Source organism: Ktedonosporobacter rubrisoli (assembly GCF_004208415.1).
GTDB classification, from domain to species: Bacteria; Chloroflexota; Ktedonobacteria; order Ktedonobacterales; family Ktedonobacteraceae; genus Ktedonosporobacter; species Ktedonosporobacter rubrisoli.
Genome location: NZ_CP035758.1, coordinates 3,119,805 through 3,137,507, shown reverse-complemented (window position 1 = coordinate 3,137,507; position 17,703 = coordinate 3,119,805). Strand labels below are relative to the sequence as shown.

Sequence of the window (17,703 nt, the reverse complement as noted above, 5' to 3'; positions counted from 1 at the left end):
GACGCTTCTTTATGCCTGCTAAACGTTACTGTGTCAACTGCGGAAAATCTCTCTCTCTCAAGCAATCACCCTGTCCTCGCTGTGGTTCATATATGACGACCCATCGACGACCTGACAGCAAGATAGTACGAGAACGGCGTGCGATGGATGCAGCCACTTCATTAGTGGACATGTTTGTACGTCTGCTTCGGGACTCAGAGGATGAACAGGGCAGACCTTTCGGTTACCATACAATTGCACGTTTTCGTCGCCTCGCGCTACATCTCACGGGCTTCGGTCTTCTGACAGATTTTAAGGTGAACGCTGGACGCTGGATGAGATGGTTCTGGCTAGGTCTCTATTATAGCTTCTTCCCCCTCTCTCTGATTCTGGTCTATCTTTCGGCTGTGGAGCATTGGCCGGCTGTACCTAAGAACTGGTTTGTCTTCTGGCGCTGGCCTTTCGATCTGGCAGCACTCCCTATGGATCTCCTGCTCTTCCTGCTGGTCTGCATTGGCACGACGATACTCTTCTTCCTGTTGGATAGTTTTCTTTGCCATTGGCTTATACCTCAGAAGTCTGGGCGCTCTCCATCAGCCATTGAAAAGTGTAAGTCTCCATTTGCTCTGTCTGTTTGGGATGCACACTCCAAGCAACGATGGCAGGCATCACTTTACCGCGAAACGGCCTGGAAATTTTGCGATTGGCGAGATCGCTATCTTCTGAGCGGCATCGTGGATGAACTAGCTTATCGAGTGCTCTTCTTCTCTGGTGCACTCGTGCTACTGGCTGGGCTCAATATCCTGTGCTTTGGGGCCTTTGAATGGCTTTACCTCAGCGTTGGCAGGCCACTTGCCGATCTGGTGACATTCCATTTGCTGCACTCCTATCTGTATCAATCGCCCTGGACGATTGGAGCAGCAATGCTAATTGCACAAGGGCAATTTTGGAAAAGTAGAGAATTTACGCTCTCTACCTCAAGATCACAGACTGGCTGGCAATGCTCGTCCATTCGCTCATTGTATAGCCAGTTGCTGTTAGTCTGGTTGCCAGGAATGTTCTTTTTCCTGTTTCTGTTTAAATATGGAATCTTGCTAACTATCTTGCTGCATATTCTTTATGATCTGCTATATCGTCTGTTGATCATCGGGGGGCTGAAGAAAGCGGTGGAGCATCTCGATACGAAAGATTCTCTCGTTGAAGACACTTTTAGAAAAGCGCGGAGTACCTCATATGGCTCAAACAAAGATGTCTAGGCCACACATAGCGCGGGAAGCACGAGCATGGTTGCCTTGTAGCTGCTGCTTAGCTTACATCCTACTTGTGATCAGTGTGTTGCTGGCACCGTTCTTCTGGCCGTCGCTGGTGCCATTCTCGCTCATGCACTATTGGTTCTGGAGCGGGTCTCTGCCTGAGATTGCATTTGATGCCCTGCCTCTTTTTCTTGTGGGCGCAGGCGCAACCCTCCTGTTGATCTTCTTAGCACGCAAGCGCATTTTTGCCTATCTGGAAGATCACGAGTCAATATGGTTGCCTTCCAGGCTTCTGAACATGCTTACTGCAGTTCATTGGAGCATACGAACCCCGTATGTTGCCAGATCAGGCATCCACCTTGTGAAAAGTACCTTCTGGCTTACGATCAGAGGCCTCTTTACTGCTCTTACGGAGACAGTGTTGGGCTTATGGCTCTTTTTCTATGGCTATTGTATTGCACTGAGTCTGCTCAATAGTATCAGCTTCGGCCTGATCCAGTGGGTCTATCTCTACGCGTTGCGCCCGGTCGGTGATATATTGACCCTGCGTCTGCTGCATCCCTACCTATATCAGAGTGTGTGGGTAATCGGAGCAGCGGTTATCGGCTTTCCACCATACTGGCCGCATCGCAACTACTTCAAAGATCTGCCTTTCTGGTTTCTGCTCACCCGGTGGCCGAATATGTTTCTCTATCTGCTGGTTCTGCGTCACGGTCTTTTCCCGACATTGCTGATCTATACACTCTACACTCTTCTAGTGCAACTCCTGTTGCCTCGCTTGCTGAAGCAGCCAGAGGAGGAATCCGAACAGCCAGAAGTAAATGCTTGACGGATATAGCAGGTTGGCGGGTCATATGGTACGTTCTTTTGCCACATAACCTGCTAGAGTGCCATAACACTTACGAGAGATGCTAGGAGAGCCAGGATCAGAGCGCAATACGATCCCAGAACGTTTGTTTCAGTGCAAGGAATGTCGTGTTCATGTAAACTGTGTTGATAGCAAAGCAAGCTTGCAAATAAAGCTTAGCGAGATCTCTAGAAATTTCTTCATCAAGCAAGAAGTAAAGATGGAAAAAAGTGTAAGGCTAGCAACAACTTTTTGTAGTTTCCAGGTTGAGATAAGCCAGGCCAGTACGTCTAATAAATCAGTGTTATTTAATTCGGTTCTTCTTGGGCGCCAAAAATCATCTATTGCTGAGCTCCGGGCCAGTAACTTGAGCAGCGGGGTATACTATCCTTGGATCGTATCGTCAAGGCTGGCAGCTTGTTTGCCTGCTCTGGCGGCCAATATCCCGCGGTTTCCGTCGTCAGTGCGCCAGCACACATCTACAACCCGGTGCACACTATAAGCCCTGGCCGGCAAGCAAGGGATAGAGGCATTCCAGGTCGCAGGCTTGCCAGCCGAGCCCGCATCGTCAATGGCCCAACAAGAGAACAGGCAGGTCTTGCTTGCTACTACCGAACATTAATTGCTTTCCGATCCACAACATCTGATTGAAAGAAAGGATAATAAGGCTATGGCAGCTTATTTCATCGTCGATATTCAAGAGATAACAGATCCACAATCTTATGCCGAATACAGCAAGGATGTCCCGGCAACCATCGAACGCTATGGTGGAAAATTCATAGTGCGCGGAGGTGCATATGAGACCATCGAGGGTGACTGGCAGTCACGGCGCCTTGTCGTGGTTGAATTCGATGATGTAGAGCAATTCAAGCGCTGGTACAACTCCCCTGAGTATAGCGAGCTCCGTAAGATTCGCTTCCAGGCCTCCAGTGGTCGAGCAGTAATCGTACAGGGAGCTTAGCTTCCCCGCTATACGATGATCTGTCCTCACCCAATAATCTGGCTATAAGAAATCTCGCTATTCTGTCGCGTTGCAAATTATAGGCTTGCAACGCGACAGAATCCGCTATCTCTCATTACGAAAATCTCTGGCCAGCGAGTACCTTCTGCGATCCCTTCCAATCAAGTGCAAAACAGGATAGAAGATGCAGCAAGATCCTTTCCCTTGTCCCTGGTTGGAACAAGCTGCTATCTCATAAATAGCTGTTTAGAGCATGGCCTCCAACCGGGATTCTCTCAACCGCCGGAATAATAGAAGTCGTCAGCACATCAAAAGGTTCGAGGTCGGCGCTGTTAGGCATGATAAAAATAACGTGCTCAAAGCCCTCCTCGGCAAAGCCTGCTAATTTATCGATGGCAGCCTGGGGGCTCAGCGTTCCCGCGCGCCCATACGCGTGATATGTAAAACGGTGGTAACTGTCTTCTCAATCTGCTCATAAGGCCGCTTGAGCCTTTCACAGTGCTCGCGTAACACGGCGAGCTTATGGAGTCGATGCTCGCGGGTTCCAAATGTGCTAAGGAAGTTACAGGCATCGGCATACTGAGCGACGAGGCGCAAAGTCTTCTGTTCGCCACTGCCTCCAACCAGAATCGGAGGGTGTGGCTGCTGCACAGCCTGCGGCGAATTCAGCGGATGCTCCAGGTGGTAATATTTTCCCTGAAAGGGCTCGGTCTTGCCTGACCACATATGCTGAGCAATTTGCAGAGTTTCTTCAAGACGCTCAAAGCGCTCCTTCTGCCCAGGAAAAGGAATGCCCAGGCCTCGGTGCTCAGCCTCGCTCCAGGCGGCTCCAATGCCAAAGTAAGTACGGCCATGCGAGAGCACATCAAGCGTTGTAGCTGCCTTAAGCAAAACTCCCGGGTGGCGATGCGTAACGCCGGTAACTAATGTCCCCAGTTTGACTCGATTGGTACAACCTGCGGCAAAAGCCAGGGCACTCCATCCCTCCAACATTTCATTCCGCTGAGGATCTGCTGTCGGGTCGATCTGAAAGAAATGATCAGGAATCCAGAGGCTAAAGAAGCCAGCCCTCTCGACACGTTCAACAATAAGCCGAAAGGTATCTCCTAGCAATCCCTGATCTTGTGACCAGCTAAAACTCGAAAACGCGAAACCTAATTTCATATATGCTACTCCCTCTTCTCTTTTACAACTACATACGCCACTTTAGCTTTCACTAATGCAAGTGACTTGCAATAATTAGGGCGAAGAGAGTCTATCATATAGCTCTTGCTAATGCAAGTGGCTTGCATTAAAATCCAGAGAAATAGAAAAAAGCGAAAGGAAGTAGATATAATGGAAAGTGCTTACCGGGAATCATCTACTGAGACGAATCATAGGGATGGGGCAAGGCGCCGACCGGGCGGACGCAGTACCCGGATCAGAACTGCTGTTTTGCAAGCAACCATGAGCATGCTCCGCGAGCGTGGCCTGGAGGGACTTAATGTGGCTGAGATCGCGGCCACGATTGGCATACCTGAATCCACAATTTATCGTCACTGGCGCAGCCGAGAAGAGCTTGTTGTTGCCACTGCTCTGGCTCATATGGACGAAACTATTCAGCTTCCTGATACGGGTAGCTTGCGCTCAGACATACAGATATTCTTGCAAGATAGCGCTAGTTTCCTGCAATCAACTGAGGGTCAGCTCTTCACGCGTTCGATGTTCGCAACCATGAACCGTACAGAGTCTCAGGTACGCCAGGAATACTGGATGTCTCGCTTCAGCCACACAGGTTTGCTTATTCAACGAGCGATTGAACGTGGAGAGGTTGCTCCCGAAACCGACCCGAACGTCATTATGACCGCCCTCATAGGAGCACTTTATGTGCGTTTGCTCGTGCTAGACGCTCCGCTAGACGCTGCTTTTCTTCGTCAACTTGAACTAATGCTACTTGATGGCATTTTGCAGAAAAGGCATTTGTGAGTCATCTCCTGAGCAAGCACCTTCTTTTGGACATTTGATGTTGAGATTTGGCAGAACGGAACGTCATAAGAAAATAAAGTGCAGGAAAGGGACTTTTGAAAGATGCATCACCTGACGAGCTCTGCTGAAGAACTCTATAATCACTATCACAAAGATATCGTGCGCTTCTTCGCGGATCATCTGACAGATCGAGAGCTTGCCTGGGATCTCTGCCACGAGGTATTTTTACGCCTCTTGATTACGCTCGCTTCTGGCAAACAGCTCAGCCATCCCCAGGGCTGGCTTATGCGCGTGGCAAAAAATCTGCTTATCGATACCTATCGCCATCGCCAGATAGTAGCGACAAGGCAGCTTGCTTTGTCAGATCAGGAGACGGCCATGCTAGCGACAGATTCCCGTACGTTTAAGACCCTGCTTGAGCGCGAAGATATGCTGCAAATTATCATAGAGGCTTTCAATGCTATTCCAGAGAAATATCGGCTTCTGCTCTTCTGGCGCGAGATTGAACGTTTGCCTCTCCAGGAGATTTCGCTGCAAACAGGGACGACGGATTCAGTACTTTCCACGGAGCTATGGCGGGCACGCAAGCTTTTACAAAAGGAATATCAGCGCCTACGTTTTAGGGACATTCTGCATAGCGACGAAGAGATCTTCGGGCATCTGGATGCTCTGCTTCAATTCAACGTAACTGCGGCTCCTGAAGAGCAATTGCACCAGCTTGAAGCACATGTGCATGATTACTTTGAGCAGATCGCCCCTACCTGGGATAACTATGTAGCAAGTGCCTACGAAGCTGATCTGCAAGAACGGCTTACCAGGCTATTACCCTGGAATCGCTCGATGACTGTCCTCGATGCTGGTACCGGCACCGGTTATCTTGCCAGCATGATCGCTCCCCATGTCGGCCATGTAATTGGCGTGGACTGCTCCTCTGCCATGCTCGCCCAGGCAGGAGTAAAAATGGCTCAGGCTGACTACCAACATGTCTCCCTACATCAAGGCCTGGCCGAGCAATTACCTCTTGCCACAAATTCGGTAGATGTAGCCATGTGCCATATGCTTCTGCACCATGTGGTCAGCCCGCGCACAGTCTTAAGCGAGTTGCATCGCGTTATTCGCCCCAACGGCTACCTTGTTATTGTCGATGCCCACGCTCACAAGCATCACTGGACACCTGAAGCCTTTGGCGATCTCCATTACGGCACTCATCTAAAGAAGTTGCGCAAGCATCTCTCAGCGCTACAGATAAAGACGCTACTGGTAGAGGATGCGGGCATTTCCCATTCGGGCCTCTCGATTGGCACCGATGCTAGCTTCGCCAATTTCCTCCTCATTGGAAAGATAAGTGAGAGAGGAAAAAGAAATCAACGAATTGAAGAACAGGAGATATGTGCTCATGGATGCTTATCAACTCTATCACGCTGACAGTTATCTTCGTGAAATGGACGCCACTGTGTTGCGCGTTGAGGAAAATTGGGCCATCCTTGATCAGACCGTCTTTTATGCCCAAAGCGGCGGTCAACCCGCGGACCACGGCACGCTATCCTGGGCCACCAACCAGGCCGGGGTAATCGATGTCCGTCGTCACGGCGCAGAAATCTGGCATAGGCTGGAAGGCGCTATGCCAGAAGTGGAAGCACGTGTCCACGGTCAGCTTGATTGGGACCGCCGCTACGCCTTGATGCGCACACATACTGCCCTACACATTCTCTGTGGGGTTATCTGGCGTGACTATGGGGCTCATGTTACGAGCAGCTCTATGGACCCACTTAAAGGTCGTCAGGATTTTGAGCTTGAGCGCATGACGCTCGATTTTGTCACCGAGATAGAACAACGCGTAAACGCCGAGATAACTGCCAATCGGGAAGTGTGCATTCGCTTTCTACCGCGTGCCGAAGCCTTTACGATCCCGGATCTGATCCGTACAAAGATCAATCTATTGCCTCCTGATATCGAGCAAGTGCGTGTGGCCGAGATCGTTGGCCTGGACCTGCAGGCCGATGGCGGTACGCATGTCGCCAGGACTTGCGAAGTCGGCCACATTCGTGTTGTAGGGCACGAAAGCAAAGGGCGCATCAATAAGCGTATACGTATAGCTATCGAAGATTAGCCACATCTACTACTTATTGATGGGTCAAGCGGCTGCTATGGCTATAATTGTCCAATCAGCCGCGCAAGCCGGGCCTGGCTCTCGGTATCATTGCCTGGGATAGGCATCACAAACAGTTCATCCAGCCCTCTGGCTAGCAGTTCGCTCAAGCGCACGGTAACCTCATCTTCGTTCCCAGAGATGACTAGATTATCTATAAGCTCATCAGACCAGGAGCCATCAGAAGCCACAGGAAAGCCCGCTTCGGCAAACATATTTGCATAAAATGGGAGCCTTCCATGAAAACGTCCAGAGTCAAACTGCGCCCGCAGAGCGGCTCTGGCCTCAGCGCGATCTCGATTAAGCGCGACCATGACATGCGCTACGAGCGGAGGTCTGGGACGTCCACTCTTTGCCGCTCCTTCTTGCAGGGCTGGTAAGCCCTTCTCTAGCAAATATGATGCCGGGCACATCCAGGTAATGACTCCATCAGCTAACTCTCCCGCCAGCCGAAATGCGCCTTCACGTAAGGCTGAGACCAGGATAGGCACGCGTGGCGCATTGGGTAATGTAGCCTGGACTCGGTAATAGTTTCCCTGATGCGCAACTTTGCCCTCCCAGAGAGCTGCCCGCAATACAGTTATATATTCGCGCAGGTGCCCATGGGGACTTTTCATCGGGATACCATACATTCCTTCGATGTTGCTACGATGGCTCGGCCCAATTCCCAGACGTAGCCGATCCGGCGCAAGTTCGGCCACGGCGAGGGCTTGCTGGGCCAGCGCCAATGGATGACGTGGATAAGTAGGCACGATTGCTGTACCCATTCGCACGCTCGTAGTGCGCGCCGCTGCGGCCATCAAGATAGTCAAAATCTCTGGGTCCGGCGTTATCTGAGCCACCCAAACCTGGCGCACACCTGCAGCCTCAGCTTGCTCAATAGAGGCTATTGCAGCTAAAGTACTTGAGGCATAGACATATAAACCTACGCGTTCACGCACTTGACGCTTTGTTATCTCTATTCCTTGCGTTGACGCAATTTCTTTATTTTCCATTTTCTAAATCTCTTTCTAATAGGCCTCTCTAACCAAACTTGATTTCCATAGAAATATGGCTATAGGAAATATCGCTCCTACCTCCATATTTCTGGGCTTTAGTGTAAGCTCGCCATGTTATCAAGTCAAGAAAACATTTTTGATGTGTATCATCAAAAATGTTGATAACATAGACTAAGGAAGCTGCTTACAATTCGCTCCTTCTCCCAAGCAATCTCCCTTGACAAGCCTGATTGTTGCATGCTACCTTTGATATAGAAAGTGGATCATCAGATGTCAATAGATAAGCGATACGCCGTGCAACCTTTACCTGCCTCAATCTCGCTTCAATGCCAGTCTTTAGCTGTTCAGGTCTCCCAGCAGCGCATCTTACCCATTTATATTTATCAATACCAATTCAGTAAGCTGTGTACCAGAATCTATGCTCATTTCTCTATCCGCAGGATAAACGCTCAGTACTATCCAGAATAATCTGGCATAGTTTAAGGCCATCGCCATCTATCTGCTTGATCGAAGCATATTATTGTGCGCAAATACGTCAGCAGCGTATTCTTTCGCGTCCATATTCAAGGAGAGTTGATGGATACCTATCAGAAGAGAGATGACCATGTACGCACACGCTCCTGGCGTAAGATGCTTGTTATGGGTCTCATTATATTTATCGGCATCAATCTACGCACCATTGTTCTGGCTGTCCCGCCTATTCTCCCTCTGTTGCGTCACGATCTCGGGCTCTCATATACCCAGACGGGGTTGATTACTTCGCTTCCCACACTTATCATGGGAGGAGCTGCCTTGCCAGCGGGTCTGCTCATCGGTCGTTTAGGGGGACGCTTCATGATTGCTTGCGGGCTCGCCTTGCTGGCTCTGGGAGGCTTTTTACGCGCCCTCTGGCCCGCCCTTCTCCCGCTTTATTTTTTTACAGCCCTATTGAGCCTGGGCATCGCTTGCTCACAAACGGCCATTCCTTCGCTGGTACGTCAGTGGTTTCCAACACGCATTGGCTTCGTTTCAGCGCTCTTTACGGATGGACTGGTCATAGGAGAGACATTAGGAGCGGTCCTTACCATTCCTGTCGTGCTTGGCTGGCTGGGTCAGAACGCCTGGGCGGCAAGCTTTATCTTCTGGGCAGTGCCGGTCGTCATAGCCCTCTTCCTCTGGCTCTGGCTCGCTCCTACTTCTCCACCTACCCATTCACCCGAGCAAGCCTTAAGCGCAGAAAGCTCGTCCAGGGCTGCCATCTCCACAGGACACAAGCCGGTTCGCATCAGCGCCTGGGTGCTGGGATTATTAATTGGCGGGGCCCAGCTCACCTACTTCGGCATGAACGCCTGGATTGCTTCCTATAATCAGGCGCTTCACATTCCCGAGATGACGCCTCTGGCTCTGGGAGTGCTCAATGCGGCTCAACTTCCGGTGAATCTGGCAGCAACATTTTTTGCTGACCGCATGGCGGGAAAACGGGCTCCTTTCATCGTGACTGGCGTGATCTGCCTGATCGCGATTCTTGGCTGGCTCCTGACTCCTGCAACTCTGGAACCGCTCTGGGCGGCGTTCTTGGGAGGAAGTGCTACGCTCGTCTTTACATTGGGGATCGCGCTGCCAGCCCTCCTGGCGCGGGGTGAGCAGATCGCCAGAATGACGGGAACGATGCTTACTATGGGCTACATCTTCTCTTTTCTTGGTCCCTTTCTCGGCGGCTGGCTCTGGGACATTACTCACGTTCCAGCCGTCGCTTTTCTGCCAGTCGCTTTTGCTGCTCTGCTCCTCCTGACGCTAGGCATAGTTCTACCCCTTCATAAGCATATGGCCTCATAAACCCTGGCCTGTATGTTATACTATGGCTATGCATAAACTTCTTGCCAGTAATTAAATTCGGCACTCCTTGAAGAGTGCCGCTTCCCCTAACCATGTCCCCGCAAATCTTCTCACTTCTTAAACACATGCACTTAAGGCAAGAAGGGATATATACGTGTCACCTATCCAAAACAAGCAAGATAATCATGCTACAAAACAGGCAACCTGGCAGGCGCTTTCCCTCTGGCACAATCGAAATTACTTGCTACTGTGGACAGGAGGTATTAACTTCATTTTCCCTGACAGCAGCACTTTGCTTGTAATAGTTATGCTCAAACAGCAGCATGCTCCCCCAACCGTTATAGGGCTGGTTCTTTCTATAGGCAGCATTGGCTACCTGACGGGTACCTTGCTGAGCAGAATGATCCAGCGTCGCATTGGCGTTGGGCCCATTGTTATCGCTACTTGCTGGCTCTTCATGTTCTTCTGGCTGCTTTACCTGGTTCCCGCCACGATACCCAATCTGGCCTTACTGGCCGGTGTCACGGTTTTAACGTCACTTGTCGATCCCATCTATGATATCACTCAGTTTAGCTATCGCGCCGCACGCATTCCTGACAAGTTACAGGGTCGCGTCCATAGCGCTTATCGCCTGGTCGCTCTAGCAACGCCACAGCTTGGGCTGGCTTTAACAGGCCTGCGCCTCGAATATGGCAATGTTCCGCTTACTATTCTTACTCTGGCGGCTTGCTTGTTGCTGCTGGCTGTTGTGGCAAGCTTCCAATGGAGGAAACATAACTCGATCATCGCTCCTCCTGAAGAGCTTTAAGCTGCTCATGTTCAGGTGCCCACTCTAACAACAGTGTGGGCATCTGGACACTTTTAGAACAAGGGTATATGGGTGGTAGAAGCCAACATCACATAGACAAAGACGAGCTTGAGCGTATTGCTGACGGCGTGAATAATATATGAAGCCCATAGAGATTTGCTGCGCTCGTAAGTAAAGGCGCAGAAGAGCCCCAGACAAAATGCCATAGCACCAATCATAACGTTCATATGAGCAATAGCAAAGATGAGCGAGCTCGCTAGCACACCTACCCACACACCCCAGCGCTGGCGTAGAAATGTATAAATCAAACCACGAAAGAAGAGCTCTTCGGCAAAGGGTACAGCTATGCCACCCAGGAAAATCAATACACCAACTCCCAGCCAGCTAAGCCCATGGGGTGCTAGAGTTGGCAATTGCGCATTAACCAGGGGTAGCTTGAAGATCAAGACTACTGCATATGTTGCCAACGCCCCGACTGGGATAATCAGCAGGCTCAAGCCCAGGGCAATCAAAGGCCATTTACCGGGTATGTGGCGCAGACCAACCGCGCGCCAACTAACGTGCCGACGCCGCATGCCTAGTAAGTAGACACAACCGACGAGAGCAACAAACTCAAGCCCTAGAGTTGCAGCGCTTAAAAGTGTTGAGGTAGTAATTTCGTGCGAAGCAGAGAAGGTATGTTGGAGCAAAGCGAATCCCGCAACTCCCGCCAGCATAATCACAACACTTACCACAGAGGTAAGGGCAACATCGCTCCAATGCCATCTAAAGTTATCCCTGGCAAGCTCCAGTTGTGAATCAGACAAACCTCCCGCTACTTCTGGCTCAGGCGTATAAGAAGGATCGTTGTTTTGTATATTATATATCATGCTATAATTGCTCCTCTCATATGAGTTACCAGAATACTCTTTCTATAACCAGCATAAGCTTTATTAGTATTTTACAATATCTTATATTCTTGTACGCTTACTATATCACGGGGTATTTTGCAAAAGCAAGCAAGGCGAGCCGCTCATATTGCTGCCATAAGATCGAAGAATGCACCTATCGGGATCTTTTGCACACTGCTGTTTTACGAACATAGCTGTGGAGGGAGCACGACACTATTCTCTACAAGACCTGATGGATAGTGGCGTCAGCTCCTCTCCAGCTACGCTAACTGCTGTTGAGCGCGAGCAGCTCGAAGATAGGTTCGCCAGTGCATTTATGCGCGCCTACAAGTCTTGATTCGATCACAATTTTCGCGGAAGAAAGTTTGGCTCAGCCTTTCTTCTTCCGCACTTTTATAATCAGGCAATTCTTAAGTTGATATGAGGTCAATATTGTTCTGCTTAACCATCAAAATGAGATGGATGCAGGCTAATCGCGGGGTAGACCATAGCTTTCTTTAATAGCTTTTCTAATTCCTTTGGCTACGTCGGCAAAGGCCTCATCTCTGTTAGCAAAGGTTGTTATCGGCTTTGCATTTCTAGGCACAGCTTGTAGCCTTCCAAAGGGGGAACTATTCCAGTCATCTATTGGGCGTAAGATAATCGGGACAACAAGTGCCTCATCTTTCTCATACCGCTTCATCGCACGCACCATCTCATTACTATAGCAATAGTCTGAAGCCATAAATTCCGGGCTTATCAAGAGTAAAATAATCTCTGCGCTTAGCAAATGCTCATCAATATTATGCTCCCAATCAGAGCCCGCGCTAATATCGCGATCATGCCAGATAGAGACTATTTTTCTGCGTCGTAATGAAGAAAGATGGGCTAGCAAAGCATCCTTCAGGCTTTCATCAGCGTGGGTATACGAGCAGAAGATCTCCACACTAGCAGGAAAAGGTTGGTTACAAGAGGAACAGAGTTGGGCATTGGCAACATTTAGTTTTGAACAGTGCTTACAGATGCGCTGGACCATACTTTACTCCATTTCACATGCTAGCTCAAACTAACCAATCGAAGTTCAACAATTCAGACATTGTTTATTACTTGATTGTATAGTAAACTAAAGCAGTTGTAAACACAAGCTTAAAAAGAGGGGGAGGCATAAGTAAAAGCTGGATGTGTAAAAATCAGTTCCCTTTTAGCTGCCAGCCAAATTACGATCTGAGCGGTGGACCTAACATCGAAGCTCTTGTCAAAATATGAGAGCAGTGAAGAGGTAAGACTGCCTCCTCACTGCTTTTTCTTAATAACGAGCACAGGCAAACTCGCTTGGCTCAGCTCAGCTCAGTTTATTTATGCTTTGGTAATTACAAGTGCCATGGGGCTTTGGTGAGCAAGCCTTTCGCTCCAGGGCAATTCCACCCGTTGCCAGGACTGGCCAGCATCAGGCGAGCGGTACAACCCACGATTATTGAGAGCATAGAATACTCCCGGCTCTGCAGAGTGAGTTGCCAGGACTGGGAGGATCATCTCTCCCCGCTCTGGTAAGCCCTTCGTCATCATCTGCCAGGGCTGCCCGCGCGTCTTCCTGTATATAAAAGACTCCGGTTGAAATGGATAGTGCCCTTTCTGGGGAGATTCTGACGCAGAAACTATAATGGTATCTGGATCAGCGGGATCAACAGCCACGCTCCTTAGATACTGATGCTCCAGACCTTCATCTGGATGCTGCCAGGTCTGCCCTCCGTCATAACTTTCATTATAACCCTTGCCGGCTTCCGCAAAGCCATCGCCTGCCGCTGAATAGAGACGACCTGGCACATCCGGGTGCATCACAAGCGTATGCGTATCAAAGGGACCTTCCGGAACCCGATCTATCCAGGTCTTCCCACCATCTGTTGTGTATACGAGTGCTCCGGCTTCAATCGCCACAAAAACTCGGCCAGCCTCAACAGGATCGGGAGTAATACAACATACATGGTTAGTAGCCGGCTTTGGGGGAAAGCTCCAGGTGGAAGATGAGGGCAGTTCCCGCATCCCTGTAAGTTCTTGCCAGCTCTCACCACCATCTTCTGAGCGAAAGAGCGTGCCTGGCTCTGTCCCTACATAAATCACACCATATTCCCCAATACGTTCGACAGTACTGACAGCGACAGCGATGATATTGGCCTCAGTAATACCTTGTTTGCGGAAAGGTGCTGGAACCATCGGAGTATCGCCAATGGGTTGCCAGTCCTCTCCTCCATCAGTACTGCGCCACAATCCTCGCCCATAGGTACCGCAGTAAATTCGCTGCGGATGAAATGGATCAGCGGCCACGCTTGTAATCTGCAAACCGGTCAGGCGTGAGGCAACCTGCCATGCTCCCTCTTGCTTACGAGCTACCAACAGTTCCTGCGACATCGCTATATAAAAAGCCATATTCATACTCTCCTTTTGTCTACAATAGACTCATGTGTTTTTATAGATCTTGCAATCTAGCAATGAGTATAGGAGCAAATGGGGTGATCAAGCATCACTCTATGGGGGTATTGCTAGAGAGTAATAAGTTGGGGAGCATTTTCATATTTGCTAGAGAGTGATGGCTTGGGGAACACGCGGAAATTTCAATTAGAGGAGATGCCAGCGGCGCGCCATCTCGCTTGCTTCTAAACGATTTCTCACTTGCAGTTTGCGATAGATATGCTTAACCTGCGTTTTGATTGTATTGAGGGAGACAACAAGTTCGTTGGCAATTTCAGGATTGCTGCGGCCCGCCACCAGCAAGCGCAGGACCTTACGTTCCTGTGGGCTTAAAGCCTCAACAAATAACAGCTCATCAGCACTGGCAGCTTGCTGCTTACCTATGGACTGCAGCAAGCGCCTCACAAAAATAAGTTGCGCCTGCTCATTGATGCTTGGTAAGCTGGTCTTGAGCAGACTCACCCATCCCTCTTCTTCATCAAGAAAGAGGCGCAAGTAGCCCTCCGGCTCGGCCAGCGAGATGCCTTTGAGCAGCGCTAATCTCGCTTCAGGCATTTGTCCCTGACTCTCATACGCTCTGGCCATCAATAATATGATCTCAATCTCGCTCCTCAGGCGCTCCTGATTCTGCGCAGCCACCAGCCAGCGCTCCAGCAGGCCTAGAGCGTCTGTGCCATTCTTCTCTTTTATCAACAGACGCGCTGTGAGCAGGGCCTCGCGCTCTCGTATATAATCAGTAAGTTCCTCTTCCTGATAGATGGACTGACAAGCAGCAAGCCAGCGCCGTACTGTAGGAATGTCAGCTGACAGATAAGCCAGCCATGCTAACCACATCTCGATTTCCCTTCGCCAGCGTGGCCGCATCAAACGTACAGCAGCCTCGTGTAAAATTTCCTGAGCCTGCAGAAATTTTCCCTGCGCATAGCGCACGCGGGCAAGAATAATGCTAGCCTGAGCCTGAAGCTGCTCCTGTTGCCTCTCCTGGCTTATCATATACGCCTCTTCTGCGTCACTTTCCGCCACAGCAATCTGATTCCATTCATAAGAGAGATTGGCCAGACCAATCAATGCCATTCCTTTATCCGAGAGGTCTTCGCCCGCCTGATCAAACACCTGCCTTAATAGGGTCTGGGCCTGATGCAACTGTCCTGTTCCATGCGCAAAATAACCCTGCAGAAGAAGGCTCCCACGCTTGCCATATTCATCCACTTCAACCTCCGCAGCACCTTCTAAATACTCATTTGGTAGGCGCGCATCGGCCACCCGGCCGGCCAGAAGAGCATCCATCCCTAGCATGCCCAGAGCTATTCCTCGCCAGATCCACTCTCTCTCCGGCAGAAGTGGCAGCGCTTGACCTGCCATCTCTATTGCTCTTGCCTCATCATTGATATGCGCAGACAGTAAAGCATGAAGTGCCAGCGTCTCTCCCAATTCCTGATATTCGCCTCTCTCGCGTAGTTTACTTTCTGCCATTTGCAGATATTTCTCTAGCAACGGCTTGAACGCGAGCGTCCGTTGCGCACTGGAGAACGCCAGCACCATTGCATAGGCCTTGGAGAGTAGCGGCTCATCGCGCATGATTGCTTCTGGCAACTGGCCTAACCAGCGCAAAAACAGGTGTAATTCCTGAAGCTGTAGTAAGTGTCTTGCTTCGATTATCTGTATCATAAGTTTGACAGCTCGTCCCACATCCTGGGCGTTGAAGGCGGCCTCTACGGCATCGGGGAGCATATTATGCCGCTCGTACCAGTCGCTAGCTCGACTGGCCAGCTGGCGTAAGGACTCCTCACCTAGTCTACGCCTGGCTTCTTGCTGCATAACTTCAGCAAATAAAGTATGGTAGCGATACCACTGCCCGTCACCTTCTAGCTGATATAGAAATAGGTGAGAGCGCTCAAGCTGTTCAAGGCAAATAGCGCTATCACCGCGACCGGTCATAGCATCACAAAGCGAGCTATTGAGCCGTTGAAGGCTGCTGGTTTGCAATAAGAATGTCTGCAATATTTCAGACTGAACCAGCAGTACTTCTTCCACAAGATAATCTAAGAGATGATGCAGGCTACTTGCGTTCTTAAAAAGTCTCTGCTGCATCTCCCGCACTGATAGAACCTCTTGACTCGGCCAGGCCAGCGTAATCAAGCGTAAGCCCGTTGCCCAACCTTCCGTATACCGGTGTAATAGATCAAGGCTCTCTTTCTCAAATGAAAAGTGAAGGGTTTGGGTAAGAAACGCACGCGTCTCCTCCAGAGTAAAACGCAGTTGCGCCATCCCTACCTCAGCAAGTTCATTGCGAGCCCGCATTTTTGCCAGAGGGAGAAGAGGGGTAGAACGGGTAAGCAATATCACATGCATGTTTGCAGGAAGATGCTCTAGCAGGAAATACATCCCCTGCTGAATATCAGGGGACAAAATCAGATGATAGTCCTCAAGCACAAGGATGCTCCGCTTTGAAAGGTGCGTCAAATCATTCAGTAGAGTCGTAAGTACGACCTCCAAAAAGTTTTGTGTTAATGGGGGATGTGGCATGGAACGCAATAACGTCAGAGCCTCGGCGCCTATCTCTTCTTGAAGCGTCTGGCAAGCTGCTAGAAGATAGTGCCAGAAACGAATTGCATCGTTGTCTTTATCCTCTAAGCTCACCCAGGCAACAGGAGATAGCTGCTCGTTGCGTGCTGCTAGCCAGGTACTCACCAACGTGGATTTACCAAAGCCAGCCGGGGCACAGATGAGCATTAGCTTCTGCTCCAGACCCTTATCGAGTAAAGCCAATAAGCGCTCTCGTATAAGCAGCGATGCCCGTGGCCTGGGAGGATGAAGCTTAGACTTGAGCAAGGGCGTCTGAAATTTCTCAAGAGAAATGGCTCTCGGCGGCTCGTGGTGACCTTTTCCTCCTTCATCAGCTTGCAGAGAAGATCCATCGTTTAGCGCGGCTGAAGCGCTCAGAGCCTGGGCTAGCCTCTCTAAGCGTGCAATAGTTAGATCCGTGGTGCGTCCAACATACTTTTTTGTAGTGCGCTTTCCTTGCCGGCGATAGGCATACCAATAGCCCTCACTCCCATACGCTCGCCTTTCTTTAAGCAAAGAGAGGTGCCCAAAGCGACCTTGAAAAGCAAAGGAGGCCAACCCGTTAAGTCGCTGCTGCCACTGCGCCAGATCTGCCTCAAGCACCGCTACATCCGCCGCCATTCCTTCCTGCCATATATAGCCATCGTATGCACTCGACCAGAAAAGCCGGGCCGTTGCTACACGCTTCGTCATGCATCCTCTCCTGACGGCTCAATTCTCCAACCAGATCTACAGCGATACATAGGAAACTTGGGCCTGTTGTGTATCTGGAAATTGCATTTCTCAAAGACCCTGTTCACGGTCTATCCTTAGTATAGACTGATCAGACTTTTTTGGATAGATACCTTCTCGGCAAGAATGAAGAGTTGACTGTTGACAATTTCTCTTGCCTAAACCAGGCGCTGATACGGTAAGTATTGGTTGGACAAGTGCATTTAAGCTAACCCGGCGCCAGCTTCCCTCGACGAAGGCGTTATTAAGTAAATACAGGCTAGATAGCTCTAAAAGGGGTTCGTCCGCCAGCCTGG

The 17,703-nt window shown here is 50.0% G+C and carries 14 protein-coding genes; 8 read left to right on the top strand and 6 right to left on the bottom strand.

All coding sequences use genetic code 11. From position 1 onward, the window contains the following. The first annotated feature begins 11 nt into the window (after positions 1-11). The 3 genes from EPA93_RS14125 (at position 12) to EPA93_RS14115 (ending at position 3,040) form a co-directional block, all read left to right on the top strand. On the top strand, positions 12-1,235 hold the full coding sequence (locus EPA93_RS14125; RefSeq protein ID WP_129888143.1) for a hypothetical protein: 1,224 nt from the start codon (positions 12-14) through the stop codon (positions 1,233-1,235). Beyond that, on the top strand, positions 1,228-2,061 hold the full coding sequence (locus tag EPA93_RS14120) for a hypothetical protein (protein WP_165423092.1): 834 nt from the start codon (positions 1,228-1,230) through the stop codon (positions 2,059-2,061). Before EPA93_RS14125 ends, EPA93_RS14120 begins: the two co-directional genes overlap by 8 nt. Positions 2,062-2,749: 688 nt before the next feature. Then, a complete protein-coding gene (locus tag EPA93_RS14115) occupies positions 2,750-3,040 on the top strand; it encodes a DUF1330 domain-containing protein (RefSeq protein WP_129888141.1) in 291 nt (96 codons plus the stop codon). A gap of 408 nt (positions 3,041-3,448) precedes the next feature. On the opposite strand, the gene EPA93_RS14110 is transcribed toward EPA93_RS14115, so the two are convergent. Then, on the bottom strand, positions 3,449-4,204 hold the full coding sequence (locus tag EPA93_RS14110) for an LLM class F420-dependent oxidoreductase (RefSeq protein WP_129888140.1): 756 nt from the start codon (positions 4,202-4,204) through the stop codon (positions 3,449-3,451). Positions 4,205-4,375: 171 nt separating this feature from the next. On the opposite strand from EPA93_RS14110, the gene EPA93_RS14105 reads away from it, so the two are divergent. The 3 genes from EPA93_RS14105 (at position 4,376) to EPA93_RS14095 (ending at position 7,115) form a co-directional block, all read left to right on the top strand. Then, entirely contained in the window at positions 4,376-5,005 is a 630-nt protein-coding gene (locus EPA93_RS14105) for a TetR/AcrR family transcriptional regulator (RefSeq protein WP_165423091.1), read from the top strand. Between the two features lie 102 nt (positions 5,006-5,107). Further along, a complete protein-coding gene (locus EPA93_RS14100; protein WP_129888138.1) occupies positions 5,108-6,430 on the top strand; it encodes a sigma-70 family RNA polymerase sigma factor in 1,323 nt (440 codons plus the stop codon). Further along, positions 6,402-7,115: an alanyl-tRNA editing protein gene (locus EPA93_RS14095; RefSeq protein ID WP_129888137.1), complete on the top strand. Its 714-nt coding sequence runs from the start codon at positions 6,402-6,404 to the stop codon at positions 7,113-7,115. The genes EPA93_RS14100 and EPA93_RS14095 overlap by 29 nt, the downstream gene beginning before the upstream one ends. Before the next feature lie 41 nt (positions 7,116-7,156). On the opposite strand, the gene EPA93_RS14090 is transcribed toward EPA93_RS14095, so the two are convergent. Further along, positions 7,157-8,149: an LLM class flavin-dependent oxidoreductase gene (locus EPA93_RS14090; RefSeq protein ID WP_129888136.1), complete on the bottom strand. Its 993-nt coding sequence runs from the start codon at positions 8,147-8,149 to the stop codon at positions 7,157-7,159. A gap of 579 nt (positions 8,150-8,728) precedes the next feature. Here EPA93_RS14090 and EPA93_RS14085 point away from each other — a divergent pair. Then, positions 8,729-9,967 (top strand): MFS transporter, encoded by a 1,239-nt coding sequence (locus EPA93_RS14085; RefSeq protein ID WP_129888135.1) that lies wholly within the window; start codon positions 8,729-8,731, stop codon positions 9,965-9,967. Positions 9,968-10,121: 154 nt separating this feature from the next. Then, complete coding sequence (locus EPA93_RS14080) at positions 10,122-10,775, top strand: MFS transporter (protein WP_129888134.1); 654 nt, start codon at positions 10,122-10,124, stop codon at positions 10,773-10,775. A 53-nt stretch (positions 10,776-10,828) separates the two neighbouring features. Here EPA93_RS14080 and EPA93_RS14075 read toward each other — a convergent pair whose 3' ends face one another. The 4 genes from EPA93_RS14075 to EPA93_RS14060 form a co-directional block, all read right to left on the bottom strand. Further along, positions 10,829-11,644 carry a CPBP family intramembrane glutamic endopeptidase gene (locus tag EPA93_RS14075; RefSeq protein ID WP_129888133.1) on the bottom strand — a complete coding sequence of 272 codons (816 nt, stop codon included), beginning with the start codon at positions 11,642-11,644 and terminating at the stop codon, positions 10,829-10,831. 490 nt (positions 11,645-12,134) lie between these two features. Beyond that, complete coding sequence (locus EPA93_RS14070; RefSeq protein ID WP_129888132.1) at positions 12,135-12,680, bottom strand: TIR domain-containing protein; 546 nt, start codon at positions 12,678-12,680, stop codon at positions 12,135-12,137. Positions 12,681-13,000: 320 nt separating this feature from the next. Beyond that, positions 13,001-14,068: a WD40/YVTN/BNR-like repeat-containing protein gene (locus EPA93_RS14065; protein WP_129888131.1), complete on the bottom strand. Its 1,068-nt coding sequence runs from the start codon at positions 14,066-14,068 to the stop codon at positions 13,001-13,003. Between the two features lie 189 nt (positions 14,069-14,257). Beyond that, on the bottom strand, positions 14,258-17,368 hold the full coding sequence (locus EPA93_RS14060; protein WP_129888130.1) for a DUF6788 family protein: 3,111 nt from the start codon (positions 17,366-17,368) through the stop codon (positions 14,258-14,260). Positions 17,369-17,703: the final 335 nt, after the last annotated feature.